Here is a 22,025-nt window from a genome sequence, read left to right on the forward strand (position 1 = left end):
CATCGGTGACGGGCGCGACGGCGGTGGTGCCGTCATAGAGCTGCACGGTCTGGCCTGGGCTGGCCTTGCCGGTGATGATGACGCTGGTGTCGAAGGTGATGCCGTTGTGCGGCACGCTGCTCTTGGAGTCGGTGATGTCGGTGATAGTTGGTGGAACCGCTGCCATCACCGTAAAGGCACGGATCAGGCTGAAAACCGGGTCCGCTGCATATAGAGCGTGAGCTGTAATGTGATAATCCTTGATCTGGAGGTTGAGCAGCGTCTTGCGCCAGACGCCATCGGCACCAACATCAGCATTGCCGTGCGAGGTCGAGCCATCGAAAAGCTCGACCGTCTCATATTGGGTCGCAGAGCCTTCGACAGTTACCTGCTCAAAGAAAGTTTTGCCACCCTCCGTAACCTCCCCATTGGCGTCAGTCACATGGGTGATCTTCGGCGTCAGCCAGTCGTATCGGGTTCTGATCGTAAGCGGCAATCCCGGGAATTCAATCGCATCGACTTCTTGATCGCTGCCATCAAACGAGACTTTGCAAATCACGTTTGCCGGTGTGGAATGCCCCAGTTTCATCAACTCGCTTCTGAGCAGGACTTCATTCAGCCCGCTACCGACTTGCGCCAGAGTGATCTCGTCGCCATCGAGCATCCGGATGACGTGATCGCTTCCCGCCGCTGTCTTGCCTTCCAGCCTTAACCAGAGGCGTTGCTTGAGCGCAATGAACGGCCATTTCAATACGAGAGCTCTCGCATCGCCGATGAACATCATCAGATCGAGAACATCGTTGTTTGCCAAGGGGACTTGCGGACGGGGCCAGTCGTTTTGAGGATCCTCGAAGTTGGAAACATACAAGTCCAGTGACTCGGAGGGAGTGGTAAAGCCATAGCGTGTCACGCCATAACCGACGCTCACTCGTCGGTCGATGTTGGCGCCGATAACCGAGCCATCTATATGAAAAGTGATGGTTCCACTGGCATCCCCCGGCAATTCAAGATCAGTCGAGGTGCCAGCACCCGGTGTGCCGATCCAACTGAGGTTGATTTTATCCAGAACGGGTTTCATGTTTTCGTAACTGACGCGTACGTCGACGCCGTTGAGGCCGTCTTTGGGGTTCAAAATGTCATCAGGGGCCTGAATCACCTTGGGCGCAAGCAGTTCGCCAACCAATTCACCAATTAACAGAATGAGCGTTGCGGAATATTCGTAGCGCTGAGTGGAGGGGCGCCACAGCACATATCGCACCTTGACGTACTGCCCGATACTACGCGTGACGTACTCTTCGGGAACACGAAAACGCAGCGATTTACCGGCGCTCAGCGAGGTGATGGGCACCCCGTCGCAGATGCTGCCGAACTGATCGGGCGCTTGCCAGTACCAGGTCACGAAGTCGTCTTTTTGCGTCGGCGGATTTTCGATGAGTATGTGGACGACATCGAAGACTTTGGAAGGGTCGAGCACATCGGGGTCTTTGTCGGCTTCCTCCACCTCGGGCCTCGCCAGTGTCGCAGTGACGGCTTGCACCTTGACCAAGAGATGCTCTGAATCACTGACGCCGTAGAGCTCCGGCTTGTCATTGGACACGGTGTACCAAAGATTGAGTTTGCCCTTGTCGAGCACGATGATGTGCTCTGCGTCGACGTAAGCAGTGAAAAAGCCTTCTTTTGCCTCGCTGTCACTGACGGTGTGGGTGAACTCATGGACATAGGGCTGACCGTTGAACTTTTCACCTATCCAGTGAATGGCGACCAGATCGCCATTGGCAATGGTCAGGTACTTGATCAGTACCGTGGCGTAGGGCCTGAACGACTCGAGTATGTCACCCAGCAACTCGACAATCGTCGGTGCGTACGGCATCGAAACGTCACCCACCACGTCGGCGAACTTACGTTTGGAGGATAACGGCTTACTTCCGTCTGCTTTAGTCAGTACGTAGGAGGCATCGGCCCGGCCCATGGCGATGGCGCGGACTTGCGCGTACGGCACATCGAATTCCATGACGCTCGGGATGTTCCCCACCGGTTTGGTTTCCGTGTGAATCAACGGTTTGCCAGTGAAAGGGGTGCCGATCCAGGTCATTTTCACTGAATCGTTCAGCGCGAAATCCGAGCCCTCGATGTGGACCTGGACCGTGACGTCCTCCTTGTTCAAGTCGATGATCGTGATGATCCCATTGATCGATTCCTTGATAATCGGGGCAGCCAGACGCCAGGCGCCGGCGTCGACAGCGATTCGTGTGCGTTTGGAGTGCCGGGACGACCAGTTCAATACTTCATCGTGAGGGTCGTACATGATTTCCAGTGCCGCGCTGTCGCCACCGGCCAAAATGTCTTCCTGTTTTGCGACGATCACGATGGGATCCTTGCCCTCGGCCTGAGCTAGCGTGACGAGGTGAGGCGCCAGAGTATGGCTGCCCCAGCGCATCAGAATCGTGTCTCGCAGTCTGATTTCCGGGAAGGCAGGGACAGTCAGCGGAACGCCTTTTTTCGCCCAGTCGGCATCGATTACTCCCTGATCGATGATTTCCTGCGGCAATTGCGCGATGTGCAGTTCGGAGTGCCCGTCGGGTAGATGAGGTTCCCTGTCTCGACCACCGGGGCTGGTAAGTTTGACGAAAAAACGTGACGCCACAGAGGGATCGTCCGGCCTGCTTGCGCCGAACCGGGTCAATTCATAAAAGCATTCATGCAGACCAGGAGTGAACAGCGCCTTGGGCAGGTAAAAGAACAGGTGCTTGTCTTTTTCCCCCGTTTCAACCGTTCGGGTGAACACCGGAATGTCGTCCCAATAAACAACAATTTCATCACCCTCCAGCATGGCGAGGTACGCCACGATTACGCACAGCACCCCGCTGGCGCTTTCCTCGACCACTGCGATATTGATCCCGCCATCGGCATCCTCGACTGGCGTGACGGCGCCGCTGATCTGCATGGGCCGAAGCGCCAGGGTGACGGGCTGGTCGAGATGGGGAAACAGAAGCGGACTGTGGGTGAGCATGACGAAACTCCTGAACGAGCACGCAATGGGATCGCAGACGGTTTTTTATTGAACCTGAGGGGAGGAGGGAGGGGTACTGTCAGATCTGACAGGTGCAGGCTGGTTTGCGACGAACGGTCCAGGCTCACGGTATTTCCCCGCCAACTAGCTGGTCTTGCGGATCGAATTCAAATCTGTAGGCGTTGTCGGAAGCGTTGACGGTCAGTCGCATCACCGGCAGGAAACCTGCGGTTTGCTCGAAGTAATCCTGCTGGAAGTACCGGGCGCTCGGCTTACCCGAAACGTCGGTGTAGAAAAACGCCTGGAGCGGAATTTTTTCAGGAATGTTCTGCGGCCAGTCCGCGATGATGGATTCGTTATGAACACGTTGATCCTGCGCCGAAAACAATGCGCGAACCTGGATGCTTACGGCGAAAGGCGCTTGCTCGCCTTTAAGGCTGCATCCGGCGTAGCGATTGGCAAGTGCGTTGAAGTGAGTAAGGTAGGCGTCGACCGTCGTAATGCCTTGCACGTCGCATGGACGACTTGTCTCAAGGTTTAGCGAGCTTTCATTGCAGCTATCACTTCGATAATACGTAGCACCGTCAAATGGCCATGCGCAGCGCAGTGTCAGAGGATAAGCCGCAGGAGCAGACAGTTCCTTGAGGATCAAACCCTGCGGCTTTGACCAGGCCAGAATGGGCAGATAAATGTCGGCTCGCAAATAGGAAAAAGAAACCCCGTTGCGCTCTACCGACCCAGGGCTGGAATTCCACGCATGGTATTCGGGTGTTGCACTGGTCGTGCGTAACAGGACTCCGCTGCACTTGTAGGCGGGTTCATTATCAGGACACGTCATGGTCGTATTGGCGTAGCGGGCATTCAAATTCGCTGCGACCTGGTAGCCGGTGTACAACTGATCCTGCTGTTTGAAACCGAACACCCCACCTGCCGGCGGGCTCAAATCCATGCGCAGGATCGGCAACCACTCCCCCGTAGCCCTGAAATAATCGCGCTGATCTTTCTGTGCCCCGAGCAGTGAGCCTGTCTGCGTCGCGTCATAAAACAGCGCTTGCAGCGGCAGCTTGGCCGGTGTCTGTTCATCCCAGTTGCGGATTTGCACCTGCATCGGTTGCGCAGACCACGTGGCGTCGAGCCCTTGGTGCGCAATCAGGCTGGCCTTGAACTGTGCGGGATTTTCGCTGCTGAGTGAGCATTGCGCGACAGCCTGATTGCCTTGCTGTGCGAAGTGCGCGAGCCAGCCTTGTGCGTCAGTCACGCCCAGCGCCGTGCAGGAACTGATGTCTGGTGCACTTTGTACTGCGGCGGCGGCCCAGCCGCAGCCCATTTCCGGTCGGGTGGCGGGTATCGGAAATTCGAACGGATAGGCGCACAGGACATCCAGCGATTTGTCCACACCAATCGCGGTGAACTGATCACTGAATACCGCGCCGTATGCTTGCGCCAGCGTGCGGGTGCCGAGATCGGCGCGCAGATAGTTCAAGCCCTGTGCGCCGAGTTGTGTGGCGGGCGCACTTTGTTTCCAGAACTCTGCTGTTCCTGTGCTCCCAAGCAGCAATACGCCGCTGCAAAAATATGCCGGATTGTCGCCCGGACATTGGGTTGTGGTGTTCTGGTAGCGCTGGTTGAGCAGTTGAGCGGTTTCCGGACCGGTTGCGGCTTGGCTGACGCTGCCGAACAGTGACAATGCGAGCAACAGACATCTGATTCGCAACGTGCCTTGCATGGCGATCTCCACAAGTCTTTGGTCACAGTCGCTCAAGCCTGGGAGACACCCAAAACCTGCCAGAACGAGGCCATGTCCTGGCTGGTGGCGTTGTCATTGACCGAAGTACCGTTGAGGTCGTACGTCCAGGCGGTGCCGGCACCCAGGAGATCGGCGGTCCACACCGGGTAGTTCAGCCACTCGAGGAAATCCGCGACGGGGCCGCTGTCGGGGAAATAAAGCGTCCACAGCCGTTTTGTCTGGGCGAGGGTGATCGGTTGCAGTTTTGCAACGTTACAAATTCTGGTCATGCCCTCCCAATCCGCGCCGGCACTGAGGAAGTGCACCTCCTGAATACCCTTGACGGTGAGGGGGTACTCGCGGCTCTGGCTCTGGCTATCGGTCGCGCGGATCCTGCAGTCGCCGTTGCGCAGGGCGGTGATCTCGCCCGATTGTGTATCGGCACGGGCAATCAACGGATCGTTGCTGTCCCAGGTGTAGGGAGCCTGGCCCCAAGTGGCTTCACGGGTCATGCGAGCCGCAGGGGGAGGGGCAAGCGGTGGCTTGTCGACGGAGACGACGTAGTTTTCGGTGCTCAGATCCAGTGTGGCGGCGGCGTCGAAACCCGTCTGCAATTTCAGATCCAGGATGTCCGATGGTTCGCGAGTGCTCTGGTACAGCTGTACTTCGTAGCGAATCGGTACGATCTCATTTACGTCGGCAACAAATTCCGAAGCGTCAACACTGAATAAGACATCCTTGCCGACTGCACCGGCGCTGATCGGCAGGTCATCGGTGTAGGTGTCGCCGACGAACAAGTAAACGTGATCGCGGAACGTCATTGGTACCCAGGGCTTTATCCTGACGGTCGCCCCCCCGGGAGGAAGCGTTTGAGGATCCAGAATGCCGTTGGGCGCTTCGTCTACAGTTGGCGCCCGCAGATTGTTGTTGGTCTGGCTCATGTCACCCTCTCCTCAATTCAGATAGGCGGCGCTCGGGTGAGCGCCGCACAGCAAGGCATCGTCGAGGGTGTCAGGGGGTATTGAGCCTGGCCAAACGACTGGCCTTGAGCGCCAGACCGCGGGTGACCGCATTGGCGTAGTACGACACCTGGCCTTTGAGACGGTCTTGAGCGGCACTGCTGTCGCCGCCGGCGAGAGCGTTACCCCAAGTCACTACTTCGCCGTCGGAAGTGAGCGCCGTAAAGGCATGACGGTTGGCGTAGATCGCGACGACTTTGACCAGTTTGGCGGCGACGGGCGTGGTATCTCCGCCGAGCAATGGGTCTCCCCCGGCCACGACGGTTCCATCTCTGCACACTGCGGCGAACGCTCCGGCGGTGGCGGCCAGTTGAACATAATCGTCTCTGCTGGCCATCGCGTCAGGTGTCAGGCCACCCAAATTTTCGGCGGGCCATGCGGTGACGTGACCGCTGTGTCGAAGCACTGCAAACATATTCGAACTGGCGACGACTGAGTCGATATCCGTCAGGGAGCGGATTTCCGGAGGAATTTCCCCGCCATACGCTGAGGGCCCCCAGCCCGCGATTTGTCCGCTTGTGAGCATGACGACAAAGGCTTGGGCATTTGCGCAGGCCAGTGTCTTGATGTTGGTCAGGCCGGCGACATCGTCGGATACGGTGCCGCCTTTCGCGGCATCACCCCAAGCGACCACTGCGCCGTTTTCCCGATGTGCAGCGAAAGCGAAGCCATTGCCGATAACGTGTTTGATATCGGTGAGGCTGGCAATCTCTGCAGGAACAACGCCGCCAAACCCCGCTCCACCTCCCCACGCCATCACCTGACCGGTTGCCCTTAGGACGGCAAAGGCATTTCCTGCCGGGGTCAGCTCGACCGCGTCTCTCAAGGCCAGAATCTCGGCAGAGGGTGTCCCGCCGTTGGTAGCATTGCCCCACGCATGGACTGTTCCATTGGTTTTGATGCCCGCGATTGCAACGCTGTTGCCGGCGAACACTTTGAAGTCCGTAGGAACCACCGCGCCCATTTCTCCACCCTGACCTGCAGTCCCGGGCCATGCCACGGTGAAGTTGTTGGTGCGAATCAGCGCGTAGGAGCTGCCGGAACAAGTAATCCGGGCAATGTCGGTGAACGTCTGAAAGGTTGGCGGGATTTTCTGGCCATTCAATGGGTTGCCCCAGGCTGCCAGATTGTCCTTGTCCCGCAGCGCCACGAATGCCCCGTCATTGGCGGGAGTGCCAGGGCCACCGGTGCCAAATATATTCACTCTGTTCAGGGTGACCTGGTCGTCGCTGGTGCGAACTTGCAAGGGGGCATACGGATCGGTATCAACCCAGATCTTCGCTTTCGTCCAGGTGCTGTCGTCAGCGTATTTCCACTCTGCCTCTACGCGTTGCAGGGTGTCTGCATTGAAGGCGGATATGAGCCAGCTGGAACTGGTCTCCCGATAAATTCCCTTGTTGTACCGGGCTCCCATGACCCGCAACTTGCCGCTGCCGATCACCTTGCGCACATCGTAAACCGTCGGGTTGGAAGGACCATCGGTTCCGCCGGCCTTGCGTTTGATTTCGTAGCTCAAGGCGATGCTTCGGCCGTCGTTGGCGTTGATCTCGCTATGCGGCACCTTGATCACGGCCAGCTCTTTGTCGGCCTGCCCGGACGTCACTGTATGCGGATACGTGGTGGTGGTTTGACCCTCTACCGTTACTGTGATTTCGTCGTCTGTCTTCAGAAGGGCGGTTTCCGGTATCACCACGGTTGCGCCGTTCGGATAAACATCATCGGGATTCAGCTGATCATTTTGCGGACCGGTCGCCTCTTTGAACGTGGCGTCTGGCAGCTTGAACTCCGTCGCCTCGACTCTCAGCGAATGATCCTCCGCGGGGGCCTGGCCACCCTCCAACAGTTCCACGTAATAACGGATCACCACGTTTTTGTTCAGACAGGCGAGCAGGGTGGGGTGCCCAACCGTGAACTCGACGGGTTTGCCCTTGTTGTTTCCGCTGATGGATTTGTCATCCGTGTGCACTGTCACGCCATCCGTCGTGGCCCACGTCATGTAGTAATGATCACCCGCATTCTCTGGCCGATTGGCTGCAATTCTGACGGTTGCACCGTCCGGGGCATTGGCGGGGTCCAGGATTCCCTCAGGGTCTTCTTGCACCACTTCCGCTGGATCCAGCAGTGGTTGGTCTGCTTTGCCGACGACAAAGGGCAGCGGATTGGAATAGCTGGTGGTATCGGTTTCCTTGCGCCAGATCCGGTAAGTGGCAGTTATTTTTTTTCCGCGGTTGGGTTCAATGTGTTCCGCTACGAGTGCGGCATTCAGTGTGAAGGGCACATCCTTGTTGGCCGAGAGGGCGTTTAGCGTGACGAAGTCTTCCTTCTTGCCTGTGAGCTCGCCATCCAACGTATAGGTTACGATGTCGCCAGACTTGCTTGGCGTACCGGTTGGTCTTGGCGCAGTGAGCTTACTGGCGCCTGCGGGCAGGTCGCCGGGTTCCAGTGCACCATTCTTTTCTCCCAGAACGATAGGCTTGACCAGTTCAAACTGCGGTTCGCCGACGTTGACGGGGGTCGTAGCTCGAGAAGGGCGTTTGACGATTTCACCGTCTTTGTCCATCAGCAGTGTGTAGGACGCGACGACTTTTCCGCCTTTGAGGGTGTGAATGTGTACGCCGTCGATAGTGATGACAAAACCGTTTGGGTTGTCCACCTCGGACTGATCCGGGAAATACCACTCATCTTCGAAGCTGGGATCATAGGTACTGCCATCGGGTCGCGTGCCGAACCATCTAGGTTCGATTGCCATACCGACTTCAATGACCGGGTTGTGCGGGATTCGCAAAGTGGTATTCGGGAGGTCCTCGGGAATCGCACCATTTTGTGCATCGTCGAGAGTCGGGGCGGCCAGTTGATCGGCTTCGCCCACAATCTGCACGAACTGGCCTTTGGATCGAAGCGGGTCGGTGCTGCCATTGCGTTTCAGGTGGTAAGAGAAAGTGGCTTGGGTTTTTGCCAGCTTTCGCGCATCCGAGTTCTTGATTATCAACTCGTAGGTGTGTGGCAAGTTGTCAATGGTCACCAAGGGAGCAACGCCTTCGAACAGATCGCCATCTACTGTGGTGCCGCGCATCTTCAGTTCGATTTTGTCGTCATGCTTGAAGTCTGGGGCTCTGGCCACCACTTGAACGATGACGTTGTCATCACCTAGAGCCTCAAGATGAAGCACGTTGTTGATGGCCCGCTCGACAATAGGGGCGAGCAGAAGATTTATGCCTACCGATACTCTGATCCGAGTTTCCGTGCACCAGTCTTCTGCGTAGTTTTTCACGATGTCGTGAGGAATGAAGCTCACAGCAAGGCCTGTGTCATCGGTATCGCCGGCCTCCTCGATCATGGCTTTGTCCACCACAATTTCGATCGGATTGTTGGCGGGATCACTGATTTGCTCGGCGGTGACCGGTTCGGATTCTTTGAACACTCCACCCCACGTCAACTTCATCCTGTCACCGACCTCCACGTCAGAATAAGGCACACCGGATCCGGATTGAGCACGGACGATAATCGGCACACCTTCTTCAGCAATGTCCTTATCCACGACGCCGTTGACGATTTCCGGGTCGATATACATATACAGCCCAGAGTGGCCAGGGCCTGGCAACGTATCTTGCCCCGCTGGAATCTCGAGTTTTTCGTATATTTTGGTCGGTGGAGTCTGGGTTTCCCACGCTTGATTGAGTCGTTTGACTCGGTAATTCAGGGTATGCGAGCCGGTCCGGGCGTGTCGGGGGGCGACGAATAGCGTTACGCGCTGCCCGACCTCGGCGGCTTCCCTGATGGTGGTCTGAGCAACGACATTGCCATCTTTCAACAGCTCGACATTGTCACCAATGTCCATCTCGGTCCATTGCGGAATGTAAGTCTGCAGTCCTTGTTCAGGGTGTACCCCCATCGCCGCAGCCCAATTGATCCCCCACTCTCCGGAAGGCAGTTGTTCGGGTTGCTTGTCGGGGATTTCCAGCTCGGCAAGAGCCAAGGTGGTAACTCTTTTCGCAGGTTTTTTCAACATGACAGACACTCCTGTCGAGGGATGGGCGACGGAGTGATTTAAGGATTGAAGTCGATCGTCTGGCTACTGTCAGATCTGACAGGTGAGCAGGGTTTTTCGACCAGCGGTTGCTGAGCTCTCAGCGTTTGTGCAGGGTTTTCTGTCGCAGAATGTAGACCGTTACCAGCACCGCACTGGTCAACATGAACCCCCGCGCCCACACCAGCGGCACCAGGTAACACGAGAAAAGAATGCTCGCCCACATCAGCCCGATCGCGTAGACCTTGCCCTTGAGCGGAATGCCGTTGCCATTGAGGTAGTCGCGGATCCATGGCCCGAGCCGGGGATGCTCGACCAGCCATTGATAGAAACGCGGGGAGCTGCGGGCGAAACAGGCGGCTGCCAGCAGAAGGAAGGGGGTGGTGGGGAGAACAGGCAGGAAAATCCCGATCACCCCCAATGCCACGCTGAGCCAGCCGATGGCCAGCAGGATGTAGCGCAACATCAGGGGGCGGTTGCCTATGGGGTTGTCCATAGGCCGGATCTTAGTGGTGACGTGGCTTGAGGATCGCCGGTTTTTCGTCGGGCGCCTGGCACAGCAGGTACAGCGCAGTCAGGGCTTCCGGGATCTGGACGATCATGTCGTCCATCAGGTTGGCGTCCCTGGCGATGTCTTCGAACTCAGGCTGTTCGTCGAACAGGCCCGAACCGACCATGATCGGCAGGAGCATTTCGCTGACTTCTTCTTCGGCGGTTTCGAACCAGGCCGCCTCGCGCAGGAACACGCCTTCCATGAAGCCGATGCACCAGCCGCGCAGTTCGGAATCGTCCGGGTCGTCGCCCAGGTCCAGTTCGCAGGGCAGCTCGAATTCTTCATCGGAGGCCAGTTGGCGGGCGATGTGGGCTTTGAGGCCGATCAGCGTGGCTTCGATCTCTTCGCGCTGGGCTTCGCTGCTGTAATGCGGCTCTTCGGCGAACAGGGCGTCGATCCACTCACGATCCGGCACCACGTCGGCGCAGATCGACAGCGCCGTCAGGTAACCGTGAGCGGCCACGTAGTCCAGCGCCTCTTCATGCAGCTCGTCGGCGTCGAGGAAGACTTGCAGGCGGGTTAGTTGCTCGGCGAAGGACATTAAAGGGCTACCTTGGGGGAATAAACAATGCGGGAATTCTAGGCCTTCTTGAGCCCTCAAGCCAGCCGCACGGCAGATTTGCCCGCACAAGCTTCTTATCGGCGGTGCCCTTTGCCGGGGAGGGCTCGGGTATACTGCCGCGCTTTGCGATCCCTGCCGGTGTCGCGGCTGATTTTGTGGGCGCGATGCAATGCGCGCTTACGTTTTGTTTAAAGCAGCCTCGGCTGTCTTGAACCAGCCTGTGCAGGGATGTTTCGGTGGATTTTTGGAGTTTTTATGCTCGAACAGGCTCAACGCGTCCTCAAGGACATCTTCGGCTACGACAGTTTCCGTGGCCGTCAGGGTGCAATCATTGAGCGCGTGGCCAGTGGCGGTGATGCCCTTGTCCTGATGCCGACCGGCGGCGGTAAATCCCTGTGTTTCCAGGTGCCGGCGCTGCTGCGCGACGGCTTGGCGGTGGTGGTGTCGCCGCTGATCGCGCTGATGGACGATCAGGTCGCCACCCTCGAAGAGCTGGGCGTGGCGGCTGCCGCGTTGAACTCCACACTGAGCGCCGAACAGCAGCGCGACCTCGCCAACCGGATCAAGCGCGGCGAAGTGAAAATGTTGTATCTGGCGCCGGAGCGTCTGGTGCAGCCGCGCATGCTGTCGTTCCTGCAAGGCTTGAACATCGCCCTGTTCGCCATCGACGAAGCGCACTGCGTATCGCAATGGGGCCACGACTTCCGCCCGGAATACCTGCAACTGGGGCAGTTGGCGGAAATGTTCCCCGACGTGCCGCGCATCGCCCTGACCGCCACCGCCGACAAGCGTACCCGGGAAGAAATCGTCACTCGCCTGCATTTGCAGAACGCCGAACGTTTTCTGTCGAGCTTCGACCGGCCGAACATCTTCTACCGCATCGTGCCCAAGGAGCAGCCGCGCAAGCAGTTGCTGGCGTTCCTTGCTGAGCGGCGCAGTGACGCCGGCATTGTCTACTGCCTGTCGCGCAAGAAGGTGGAGGAGGTGGCCGCGTTTCTCACCGAGCAGGGCTTCCCGGCGCTGCCGTACCACGCCGGTCTGCCCAACGATCTGCGCGCCTATCACCAGAAGCGCTTCCTCAACGAGGAAGGCCTGATCATGGTTGCCACCGTGGCGTTCGGCATGGGCATCGACAAACCCAACGTGCGCTTCGTCGCTCACCTCGACCTGCCGAAATCCCTTGAGGCGTATTACCAGGAAACCGGACGCGGCGGCCGTGACGGCCTGCCGGCGGACGCGTGGATGGCCTACGGTCTGCAAGACGTGGTGATGCTCAAGCAGATGCTGCAGAACTCCGAGGGCGACGAGCGCCACAAGCGTCTGGAGCAGCACAAGCTCGACGCCATGCTCTCGCTCTGCGAAGAAACCCGCTGCCGCCGTCAGGCGCTGCTGGCGTATTTCGACGAGGACATGCCCGAACCGTGCGGCCACTGCGACAACTGCACCGACGGCGTGCAGACCTGGGACGCCACCGAGCCAGCGCGTCAGGCGCTCTCGGCGATCTATCGCACCGGCCAGCGTTACGGTGTCGGCCATCTGGTAGACGTGCTGCTGGGCAAGGACAACGAAAAGGTTCGCAGCTTTGGCCATCAGCACCTGTCGGTGTACGGCGTCGGCAAGGCGCTGAGCGAGAGCGAATGGCGCTCGCTGTTTCGTCAACTGGTTGCCCGCGGTCTGGCGGATGTCGATCACGAAGGTTATGGCGGGCTGCGCCTGAGCGACACCTGCCGGCCGCTGCTCAAGGGCGAAGTGAGCCTGGAGTTGCGCCGCGACCTCAAGCCGCAAGTCGCCGCCAAGAGCGGCAGCAAGAGCCCGGCCAGCCAACTGGTGCGCGGCGAAGAACGCGAGCAGTGGGAAGCGTTGCGGGCCCTGCGGCGCAAACTGGCGGAAGAACACGGCGTGCCGCCGTATGTCATCTTCCCCGACTCGACCCTGCTGGAAATGCTCCGCAGCCAGCCGACCTCGCTGGCGGACATGGCCCGGGTCAGCGGCGTCGGCGCGCGCAAGCTGGAGCGTTACGGCGAGGCCTTCCTCGAAGTGCTCGGCGGCGAAGCCGAGGCGCCGAAAGTGGTGGCCGACGTGCGCCACGAACTGATCACCCTGGCCCGCGCCGGCATGACGCCGCTGCAGATCTCCGGTCAGTTGCAGTGCTCGGAAAAGAACGTCTACACCATGCTCGCCGAAGCCATCGGCAAACAGCAGCTTTCGCTCGAGCAAGCGCTGGATTTGCCGGAAGACCTGATGGGCGAAGTCCAGGACGCGTTCCTCGACGGCGAAGGCGAGTTGCCGTCGGTCGCCGAAGTGGCGGAGCTGTTTGCCGGTCGCGTACCGGAAGGCGTGCTTTACTGCGTGCGGGCTGCGCTGCAATCCGAGTTTGAAATGTAAGAGGGCGTTTGTGCCAACCGTTATACGGTTGTAACGATTCAGTACAGGACGCCTCTTGCCTATAGGCAAATGTCATGCTTAGCTGACTAATAATTAGTTTTTCTCTATTTGTTCAGTCTAATCATGAGTGTTTTATGCCGTTAACCGATCAACACCGTTTTGGCATGCAATTGGCCCAGATGTCTCGTGGCTGGCGTGCCGAACTGGATCGCCGGCTGGCGGGTCTGGGCTTGTCCCAGGCACGCTGGCTGGTGCTGCTGCATCTGGCGCGTTTCGAAGAGGCGCCGACCCAGCGGGAGCTGGCGCAAAGCGTCGGCGTCGAAGGGCCGACCCTGGCCCGTCTGCTCGACAGCCTGGAAAGCCAGGGGCTGGTGCAACGCCAGTCCGTGATGGAAGACCGCCGGGCGAAAAAAATCGTGCTGTGCTCACCGGCCCTGCCGCTGATCGAACAGATCGAAACCATCGCCACACAACTGCGCAAGGAATTGTTCGAAGGCGTCGACGAGGCCGATCTGAAGGTGTGCATGCGGGTTCACGGGCACATTCTGGCCAATCTGGAAAAGTCTTGAGGCACAACCGCGTGCCGTTTTTTTGAGAGATCGCGCTGGGCAGACTATAAGAACTACTGGGCAATATCGTGTTCGTACCGGATGTGCGAACGCATAGAAGTCGGTTTTGCTTATTTAAGGGATGCTCATGCTCGGAAGTCGGCACGTGGTACTGCGTTGCGCCAACTCGCTGTGGGTGGCCGGTGTTTTCACCTGGTCCACCGCGTCATTGGCGCTGGGGCTCGGTGATATCACCGTGCATTCAGCCCTCAATCAGCCGCTCAAGGCTGACATCGCCCTGGTGGATGTCGGGGGCGTCAGCGAAAACGAACTGGCGGTTCGTCTGGCCTCGGCGGACGAGTTCGGCCGCGCCGGCATTGAGCGCGTGTTCTTTCTCAATGACCTCAAGTTCACCCCGATCCTGCGTGGCAATCGCAACATGATCCGGGTGACTTCGACCAAACCGGTCAACGAACCCTTTCTGAATTTCCTGGTGCAGCTCGATCAGCCCAATGGCCACCTGCTGCGCGAATACACCGTGCTGATCGACCCGCCGGGTTCGCCGGGGATTGTCCCGGCCACCGACGAGCCAACTGTGCGTGCGCAATCGTCGGAATTCCCGACCCCCGAGGCTCCCTCCGCAACCACGCCGGCCAAACCTGCTGCGCCTGTGCAGCCACCGGCCCCGGTCGCCGACACTCAGGCCGAGCAACTGGCGGCGAGCCTTGTGCAGAATCAGCAACTGCAAAAAACCATCGATGAATTGAACGTGAAGCTTCAGGCCCAGGAAGTGCTGATCGCTGACGGCAAGAAACAGCTCGGTGATTTGCAGGCCCGCCTGATTGAAGTGCAACAGGCGCTGCCGGCACCTGTCGCACCCGTGGCACCTGCGCCTGCGCCGGTCATTGCCCCGATCGAGTCTCAGGAGGATTCACTCAACTGGCCGCTGCTCGGCGGACTGCTGCTGGTGCTGGGGTTGTTGGTGGCGGGACTGTACGTGCGCCGGCAACGCCAACAGTCGCAAGGGGCTGAGGCGCCGACTCCGTTCCTGCCGGTACGAAATGAACCCCCGGTCGATGACGCCGAACCGATGCAGCCGAGTGCCGTTCACAGTGCTGTCGAACATCGCGAGGAACACGCCAACGGCGATGTGCTGGAAGCGGTCGGCATTTATCTGGCCTACGGACGCTTGGGCGAGGCCGCCGGTCTGTTGCGTGATGCCTTGCAGCGGGAGCCGGAGCGCATCGACCTCGGCGTGCAATTGCTTGAAGTGCTGGGGCGGCAGGGCGACACGCCGGCCTATGACGAGCAGGAAAGCCGTCTGCGCCAGCTCGGGGTCGAGGATCAGCGGCTACAGGAAATTCGCGCCCGCTATCCAAAACTGATCAGCGCCGCACCTCTGGTGGCGGCGGCCCCGGTGATTGCCGCGCTGCCGATCGAACCTGCAACGCCTGTGGAGCCGGTAGCCGAAGACAATTTCGAGCTGAACCTGGATCAGCTCTCGATGGCCTCCAGTTGGGATCTTGAGGAGGCTCGCCCGGCCACCACAGCACCTGAACAGCTACCATCAACGCTCGGCTCCGATCTGCAAGTATTGCCACAGGATTTCGAATTGCCGGAAACCCTGCCCGACGATGCCGAGACCGCCGAACTGGAATGGATCGTCGAGCCGGAAGCACAACCACTGGACGATGATTTCCTCAACGAGTTTGGCGATCCCGGCACGTCGCTCTCGCTCGAACCACTGGAACTGCAAGACCTGGAACCCGAACCCTCGGACACCGCCAACGCCGGCAAACTCGAACAGGCCCAGACCTGCATCGACGACGGCGATATCGACAGCGCCATTGCCTTGCTCAACGAACTGCTCAAGGAAGCCGACGAACCCCTCAGGCAAACGGCGCGCACGCTGTTGGCGGGGATTCGTTGACCGCTGTCAGAAGGTCTGCCCAAGGTTCAGGTACACCGCCTGTTCATCCGCATCGTTCAGGCCGTAGCTGAAATTCAGCGGCCCCAGCGGCGTATCGAAGCCGATGAACACGCTGGCCGCGTTGATGTAGCCGCTGTCGAACTCATTGTCGTTGTTCCATGCCCGGCCACGTTCCAGCGATGCGCCGGCGTACAGCGGGAAATCCAGTGGCAGGTATGAACGCGGGGTGAGGCGGCGGTAATACACCGCGCGCATCAGACTGACGTTCTGTCCGGAGATCGCGTCCTCGCGGAAACCGGACAACTGCCGGGCGCCGCCGAGCAGGAAACTGGAGGTCACCACATTGGCATCGTCCAGCGTGCGGCCGTAACGGCCACCCAGAATCAGCGTGTCCGGGCCACTGCTCATGGCCTTGTCCAGTTTGAATTCCCACTGCCGGTAGCGCGTATCGGAACCCAGGCTCGGCTCGAACTGCACCAGCGTCAGGCCAATGTCTTCGCCTTCGTGGGGGTAGTAGACGTTGTCCAGCGAGTCGAAGGAGTACTTCAGCGCATAGAACCCTTCGTTGAAGTTTTCGCTCGGCAGATCCTGATCGCCGATCCGCACATCCGCCTTGCCCCAGGCTTCGCCGACCCCGAAGCGCACCTCGCCGCTGTTGCCGATCTGCCGGCCAAAGTTGAGGCCGAAGCCGTAGCGCTCGACGCGATACTGGGCGATCGGATCGTTGTCCAGAACCGAGTCGACGTTCTGTGCGGCAAACGACGCATAAGGCGCCACGAAGTAGCGAGAGCCCACGTCCAGCGGCTGATAGAACTCACTGTACAACTCTTGTTTATCGCCGATCTGTGCCCGGGTCAGCCATTCCGCACCGAGGCGGTTGATGCCGTTCATGCGGTAACTGGCGCCGAGGTTGAAGGCGCTGTCACCGCGCATGTCGTCCGACAGGTTGAGGCCGACCCGCAGGTAATCCGTGCCAGTACGTTTGCCGCGCGCGCTGATCACCAGCGTGTGATCAGCGCCTTTGTGCACCACGCGGTATTGCACCTGCTCGAAGTAATCGAGGCCGTACAGGGTGCCCATGTCGGTTTGCAGACGACCCAGATCCAGTGGTTCGCCGATGTGCTGGCGGATGTAGTAGCGGATCACGTCATCGCCGACTTTCGAATCGTTCTCGACCTTGATCGCGGTGATGATCGGCGTGCGCTGGCCCGGCGCGCGGGCGGCGTTGAGTTCGGCGTCCTGCGACTGCACGGGTTTGAGACGGGCGAGGCGCACGTTCAGCGCCTGGGTTGCGCGGTAGCCGGCGTCGATCATTTCCTGGCCGCGACCGAAGTCGGTGGCGCCGAAACTGGCCAGTGGCGGCTGGATCAGCACGTCATCGGGATGCAGGGTCGCCAGTTGCTCTTCGGAGTTGCGCCGGGTCATCAGGGTGATCGACTGGTTCAGCACATCGACCACGGTCACCAGTTGCTTGCGGTTGCGCAGCGGGGTACCGATGTCGACCACGATGGCCACGTCGACGCCCATTTCACGGGCCACATCGAGGGGGATGTTGTCGGTCATGCCGCCATCCACCAGCAATCGGCCGTCGAGTTCGACCGGGGCGAACACCGCCGGGATCGACATGCTGGCGCGGATGACCTGGGGCAGGTGGCCCTTGCGGAACACCACTTTTTCGCCGTTGGCGATATCCGTGGTCACCGCGCGGAACGGGATCGGCAGCTTGTCGAAATCCCGGGTGTCACTGGTGTGGGCCAACAGGCTTTCCAGCAGCAGCGCGAGGTTCTGGCCCTGAATCACGCCCAATGGCAGGCCGAGGCTGCCGTCATCGCGAAAGCTCAGTTTCTGTTTCACCAGAAAATCGCGGTCGTCCTGCTTGCGCCGGAACGGCACGTCTTCCCGGGGCGGGGCGTCGGACAGCGCCTGCTGCCAGTCGATGGTCAGGGCGAGTTTTTCCAGTTCGTCGATCTTGTAGCCCGAGGCATACAGCCCGCCGACCACTGCGCCCATGCTGGTGCCGGCAATCGCATCGATCTTGATGCCTTGTTCTTCCAGGGCCTTGAGCACACCGATGTGCGCCAGCCCACGGGCCGCGCCGCCGGACAGCACCAGGCCGACTTTCGGGCGTGTGGCCTCACTGGCATGGACGCTGACACCAGCGAGCAGGGGAAGGAAACCAAGCAACAGGCAGATCAGAAGACGACGCATCGTGAGTCTCGGGGCGAGCGATAAAGCCGGCTATTATAGCGGCGCCCTCTGGCTCAGGAGTTTCAGCGATCATGACCGTCACAAAACCGGAAATCGTCATCACCTATTGCACGCAATGCCAGTGGCTGTTGCGCGCCGCATGGCTGGCACAAGAGCTGCTTAGCACCTTCGGCGACGACCTCGGCAAAGTGTCACTGGTGCCGGGCACCGGAGGGATATTTCACATTACCTGCAACGACGTGCAGATCTGGGAACGCAAGGCCGACGGCGGTTTCCCCGAAGCCAAGGTGCTCAAGCAGCGGGTGCGCGACCAGATCGACCCTGACCGCGACCTCGGCCACAACGACCGTACTCAGTGAGAGGCGGCTTCGGCCGCGACGGTTTTCTTGTCGTTGCCGCCTGACATTCGGCTCGACACCACGATCGCAACGATGATCAGCGCGCCGCCGATCAACATGCGCAGGGTCGGATCTTCATCGAACAGCAACCACGCCACAGTAATCCCGTACACCGGCTCCATGGCGAACACCACCGCGGCGGTGCGCGCCTTGATGACCGCTAGGCTGGCGACGAACAGGCTGTGGGCGACGCCGGTGCAGAACACCCCGAGCAGACCGATCCACAACCAGTCGATGGCCCGCACTTCGCTCAGTTGCGGCGCCGCCACCGGCAGCAGACACAACGCCACCACCACGTTCTGATACAGCGCCGCCTGCACCGCCGGGATGCGCCCGGAGCTGGCGCGGTTGGTCAGGGACAGCAGGGAAAACAGCAGGCCGGACAGGATCGCCCAGAGCAGGCCGGCGGTCGCGCCGCTGGCCAGATCGAACGCTGGCGTCACCAGCACCAGCCCGATACTGACCAGCGCCACCAGGATGATTTCATTGGCGCGGATGCGTTCGCGGAAGATCAGCCCTTCGAGGATCACCGTGAAGGCCGGGAAACTGGCGAAACCCAGGGTCGCAATGGCGACGCCCGCGACCTTGACCGCAATGAAGAAACTCACCCAGTGCCCGGCCAGCAGCACGCCGCTCAGGGCCAGTCGCCGCCAGTCGACGGCCTGCAGTTTCTGCCAGCCGCCCTGTTGGGCGAAACGGGCGAAAAATGCCAGGGCCAGAACGGCAAACGCGGCGCGTCCGAACACGATGACCGCGGGCGTTGCGGCCGCGAGTTTGCCGAAGACGCCGGTCAGGCCGAACATCAGTGCGCCGATATGCAGGGCGCCGAGGGCGGTACGGGGAGTCATTGCAGTCCTTTTTCCAAACACCATTACAGGCACACATTGAAGCGTGTCACGACGGAAAAGTCTGTCGGCAGGCTATCGACTTTTGTCGTCAGCCTCGCGTCGCAATTGTGTAGGAGAGGTGCCGAACTCACGCAGGACGGCGGCCGAGAAGGCGCTTTGTGAGTTGTAGCCGACGCGGCTGGCCACTTCACCGACAGGCAGCGTGGTGTTGCGCAACAGCGCCACGGCTTTGTGCAGCCGGCGACTGCGAATGTAGTCCATCGGTGTCTGCCCGCATTCGGCGACGAACCGCGCATGCAACCGGGCGCTGGATAATCCGGCGACGCGCGCCAGATCCGCGACTTGCAGCGGATAGGCCGCGTATTGCTCGATGTGCGCATCGAGTGCCGCGTAGGGCAGGCGGCGCGCGACGATCTCGGCGGGTGGCACGTGGTTCAGGCTCGCCAGCAACAACACTGCGCCCTGTTGCGCAATCAATGGATCATCCACCGGACTGTTCGCCAGCCAGTTGACCAATTGACCTTGCCCGGCATCCAGTGACAACCGGGCGGCGTTGTCCAGCAGACGGCGGCTGGCATCGGCGTGATTGCCCAGCGAGCGCGTCAGCCATTGTTCGTCGGGCACATCCAGCACCAGACAGCGGCTGCCCTTGGGACTGCCGCACGCGTGATGCGCGCCGGCGGGGATCACCACGAAGCTCTGCTGCAATACCTGACTGCCACGCCCTTCGACTTCGAAATCCAGCGCGCCGGACAGGCCGAACACCAGTTGCGCGTGGTCGTGGCTGTGGGCGATCAGGTCGTGGCTGTAATGGCGCAGGGTCAGGATCGGTTGCATGGCGGTCTCCGGGCGAGCCGCCAGTCTACACCGGCGCAGGGGCGGCGCGTTTGTCACACGACTGACGCATACCTGTCATGGTCGATTAACCGGGCGCGCGCAGAGTGGCGAAAACATCGCAGAGGGTTGCCCATGACCAGCGCCGAGCTCGCCAGACCCAGCCGTAAACAACGGGTTCGCACCCTGTGGATCTCCGACGTGCACCTGGGCACGCGGGATTGCCAGGCCGAGCATCTGTCGCAATTTCTCAAGGGCTATCACGCCGACAAGATCTACCTGGTCGGTGACATCATCGACGGCTGGAAACTGCGCGGTGGCATGTACTGGCCGCAGGCGCACACCAACGTGATCCGCCGTTTGCTGACCATGAGCAAGCGCGGCACCGAGGTGATCTACGTCACCGGCAACCATGACGAATTCCTGCGCCGCTATTCAAAACTGATTCTGGGCAACATCCAGTTGGTCGACGAAGCGGTGCACGTCACCGCCGATGGCCGGCATCTGCTGGTGATTCACGGCGACCAGTTCGACGTGATCACCCGCTATCACCGCTGGCTCGCGTTCCTTGGCGATTCGGCCTACGAGTTCACCCTGACCCTCAACCGCTGGCTCAATCACTGGCGGGCGAAATACGGTTACGGCTACTGGTCGCTGTCGGCCTATCTCAAGCACAAGGTGAAGACAGCGGTCAGCTTTATCAGCGATTTCGAGGAAGCCATCGCCCACGAATGCGTGAAGCGCGAGTTGCACGGCGTGGTCTGTGGGCACATCCACCACGCCGAGATCCGCAAGGTCGGCGAGGTGGATTACCTCAACTGTGGCGACTGGGTGGAGTCATGCTCGGCGCTGATCGAGCACTGGGACGGCACGATCGAGCTGTATCGCCTGGCGGATGCGCAGGCGCGGGAAGCGGAATTGAAAGCGGCGAAGGTTGCCGAACTGGCCTGAGCGACGGCCCCTGTGGGAGCGAGCTTGCTCGCGAATGCAATACATCAGACAAAGCTGTATTGACTGACACTCCGCATTCGCGAGCAAGCTCGCTCCCACAATGGGTCGGGATTGCCTTTATGCGGGGGTGTGCTCTTCCATCGCCGCTTTGTAGATCGAGTTTTTCGGCTGGGCGAACAGCCTTTCCATCATCGGCTCGAAGAAGCTCAGCGGCAGGGTGTCGTATTCGGGGTCGAACGCCGCCGCGTCGTATTTGGCGCAGAACTCCGCGGTCGCCAGAAACTGCGGGTGGTCGCTGAATTGCTCGCGCAGGTGCCGATCCATGCCCAGGTGATGGAAGAAGTAGTAGCCCTGGAAGATCCCGTGCTTTTCCACCATCCACAGGTTTTCGGCGCTGACGAACGGCTTGAGGATCGCGGCAGCGATGTCCGGGTGATTGTAGGAACCCAGGGTGTCGCCGATGTCGTGGAGCAGGGCGCAGACCACGTACTCTTCGTCGCGCCCGTCGCGAAAGGCGCGGGTCGCGGTTTGCAGCGAGTGGGTCAGGCGATCCACCGGGAAACCGCCGAAATCACCTTCGAGCAGTTTCAGGTGGGCCATGATCCGGCCCGGCAACTGACGGGCGTAGGCGCTGAAATCCGCCGCGATGATCGCCCAGTCGTCCTGTGTGCCGTCCTTCATGTGGGTGAAACGGGCAGTGGCATTCATCGGCAGTCCTCTTGGTCGGAATTTCTAGAACGGCACGCGGCCCAGGATCATGTCGCGGTACATGACGAAGTCGCCGAGCAGGCTGTAGAACGGATGCTGGAAGGTGGCCGGGCGGTTTTTCTCGAAAAAGAAATGGCCGACCCAGGCAAAGCTGTAGCCCGCCAGCGGCAATGCGAGCAAAAGCAGCCAGGCGCCCTTGGCGATGGTCAGGGCGAGAATGAAGATCACCAGCGTCGTGCCGATGAAATGCAGGCGACGGCAGGTGCTGTTGCTGTGCTCGTTGAGGTAATACGGATAGAACTCGGCGAAGCTGTTGAAATGCTTGATGGTTTCCACGAC

At 60.0% G+C, this 22,025-nt stretch carries 16 protein-coding genes; 5 read left to right on the top strand and 11 right to left on the bottom strand.

Annotation, left to right across the window (positions count from 1 at the left end; all coding sequences use genetic code 11):
• From AC1Q9F_RS22910 to AC1Q9F_RS22935, 6 genes are all read right to left on the bottom strand, one after another.
• The coding region (locus AC1Q9F_RS22910) for an Ig-like domain repeat protein (protein ID WP_492634787.1) at positions 1–2,989 on the bottom strand (2,989 nt) is incomplete at its 3' end.
• A gap of 124 nt (positions 2,990–3,113) precedes the next feature.
• Positions 3,114–4,715: a hypothetical protein gene (locus tag AC1Q9F_RS22915; protein ID WP_492621050.1), complete on the bottom strand. Its 1,602-nt coding sequence runs from the start codon at positions 4,713–4,715 to the stop codon at positions 3,114–3,116.
• A gap of 32 nt (positions 4,716–4,747) precedes the next feature.
• Entirely contained in the window at positions 4,748–5,656 is a 909-nt protein-coding gene (locus tag AC1Q9F_RS22920) for an immunoglobulin-like domain-containing protein (protein ID WP_492621049.1), read from the bottom strand.
• 70 nt (positions 5,657–5,726) lie between these two features.
• Positions 5,727–9,743 (bottom strand): RCC1 domain-containing protein, encoded by a 4,017-nt coding sequence (locus tag AC1Q9F_RS22925; protein WP_492621048.1) that lies wholly within the window; start codon positions 9,741–9,743, stop codon positions 5,727–5,729.
• 118 nt (positions 9,744–9,861) lie between these two features.
• The gene (locus tag AC1Q9F_RS22930) at positions 9,862–10,257 is read right to left on the bottom strand and encodes a YbaN family protein (protein ID WP_492621047.1); all 396 of its coding nucleotides are present in this window, start codon (positions 10,255–10,257) and stop codon (positions 9,862–9,864) included.
• A 10-nt stretch (positions 10,258–10,267) separates the two neighbouring features.
• Positions 10,268–10,855, bottom strand: coding sequence for a UPF0149 family protein (locus tag AC1Q9F_RS22935; protein ID WP_085605689.1), 588 nt, complete (start codon positions 10,853–10,855; stop codon positions 10,268–10,270).
• A 276-nt stretch (positions 10,856–11,131) separates the two neighbouring features.
• On the opposite strand from AC1Q9F_RS22935, the gene recQ reads away from it, so the two are divergent.
• The 3 genes from recQ to AC1Q9F_RS22950 all read left to right on the top strand — a co-directional run bounded on the left by recQ (position 11,132) and on the right by AC1Q9F_RS22950 (position 15,739).
• Positions 11,132–13,261 (top strand): DNA helicase RecQ, encoded by a 2,130-nt coding sequence (gene recQ / locus AC1Q9F_RS22940; RefSeq protein ID WP_127797260.1) that lies wholly within the window; start codon positions 11,132–11,134, stop codon positions 13,259–13,261.
• A 134-nt stretch (positions 13,262–13,395) separates the two neighbouring features.
• Positions 13,396–13,830: a MarR family transcriptional regulator gene (locus AC1Q9F_RS22945; RefSeq protein ID WP_007958397.1), complete on the top strand. Its 435-nt coding sequence runs from the start codon at positions 13,396–13,398 to the stop codon at positions 13,828–13,830.
• A gap of 127 nt (positions 13,831–13,957) precedes the next feature.
• Positions 13,958–15,739 carry a motility hub landmark protein FimV gene (locus tag AC1Q9F_RS22950; RefSeq protein WP_492621046.1) on the top strand — a complete coding sequence of 594 codons (1,782 nt, stop codon included), beginning with the start codon at positions 13,958–13,960 and terminating at the stop codon, positions 15,737–15,739.
• A 6-nt stretch (positions 15,740–15,745) separates the two neighbouring features.
• Here AC1Q9F_RS22950 and AC1Q9F_RS22955 read toward each other — a convergent pair whose 3' ends face one another.
• Positions 15,746–17,947 carry a patatin-like phospholipase family protein gene (locus tag AC1Q9F_RS22955; RefSeq protein WP_492621045.1) on the bottom strand — a complete coding sequence of 734 codons (2,202 nt, stop codon included), beginning with the start codon at positions 17,945–17,947 and terminating at the stop codon, positions 15,746–15,748.
• 71 nt (positions 17,948–18,018) lie between these two features.
• Between AC1Q9F_RS22955 and AC1Q9F_RS22960 the strand changes: the two genes are divergently transcribed.
• Positions 18,019–18,306, top strand: coding sequence for an Rdx family protein (locus AC1Q9F_RS22960; protein WP_011332993.1), 288 nt, complete (start codon positions 18,019–18,021; stop codon positions 18,304–18,306).
• Here AC1Q9F_RS22960 and AC1Q9F_RS22965 read toward each other — a convergent pair.
• Positions 18,300–19,193: a DMT family transporter gene (locus AC1Q9F_RS22965; RefSeq protein ID WP_492621044.1), complete on the bottom strand. Its 894-nt coding sequence runs from the start codon at positions 19,191–19,193 to the stop codon at positions 18,300–18,302. The genes AC1Q9F_RS22960 and AC1Q9F_RS22965 overlap by 7 nt on opposite strands.
• Positions 19,194–19,265: 72 nt before the next feature.
• Positions 19,266–20,030: an AraC family transcriptional regulator gene (locus tag AC1Q9F_RS22970; RefSeq protein WP_492621043.1), complete on the bottom strand. Its 765-nt coding sequence runs from the start codon at positions 20,028–20,030 to the stop codon at positions 19,266–19,268.
• Between the two features lie 132 nt (positions 20,031–20,162).
• On the opposite strand from AC1Q9F_RS22970, the gene AC1Q9F_RS22975 reads away from it, so the two are divergent.
• Positions 20,163–20,978: a UDP-2,3-diacylglucosamine diphosphatase gene (locus AC1Q9F_RS22975; protein ID WP_207985383.1), complete on the top strand. Its 816-nt coding sequence runs from the start codon at positions 20,163–20,165 to the stop codon at positions 20,976–20,978.
• A 117-nt stretch (positions 20,979–21,095) separates the two neighbouring features.
• Here AC1Q9F_RS22975 and AC1Q9F_RS22980 read toward each other — a convergent pair whose 3' ends face one another.
• Both AC1Q9F_RS22980 and AC1Q9F_RS22985 read right to left on the bottom strand, forming a co-directional pair.
• Positions 21,096–21,686 (bottom strand): HD domain-containing protein, encoded by a 591-nt coding sequence (locus tag AC1Q9F_RS22980; RefSeq protein WP_207985384.1) that lies wholly within the window; start codon positions 21,684–21,686, stop codon positions 21,096–21,098.
• A gap of 24 nt (positions 21,687–21,710) precedes the next feature.
• Positions 21,711–22,022 carry an Mpo1-like protein gene (locus AC1Q9F_RS22985; RefSeq protein WP_492621042.1) on the bottom strand — a complete coding sequence of 104 codons (312 nt, stop codon included), beginning with the start codon at positions 22,020–22,022 and terminating at the stop codon, positions 21,711–21,713.
• Positions 22,023–22,025: the final 3 nt, after the last annotated feature.

This window comes from Pseudomonas sp. GW823-FHT04A03 (assembly GCF_058796615.1).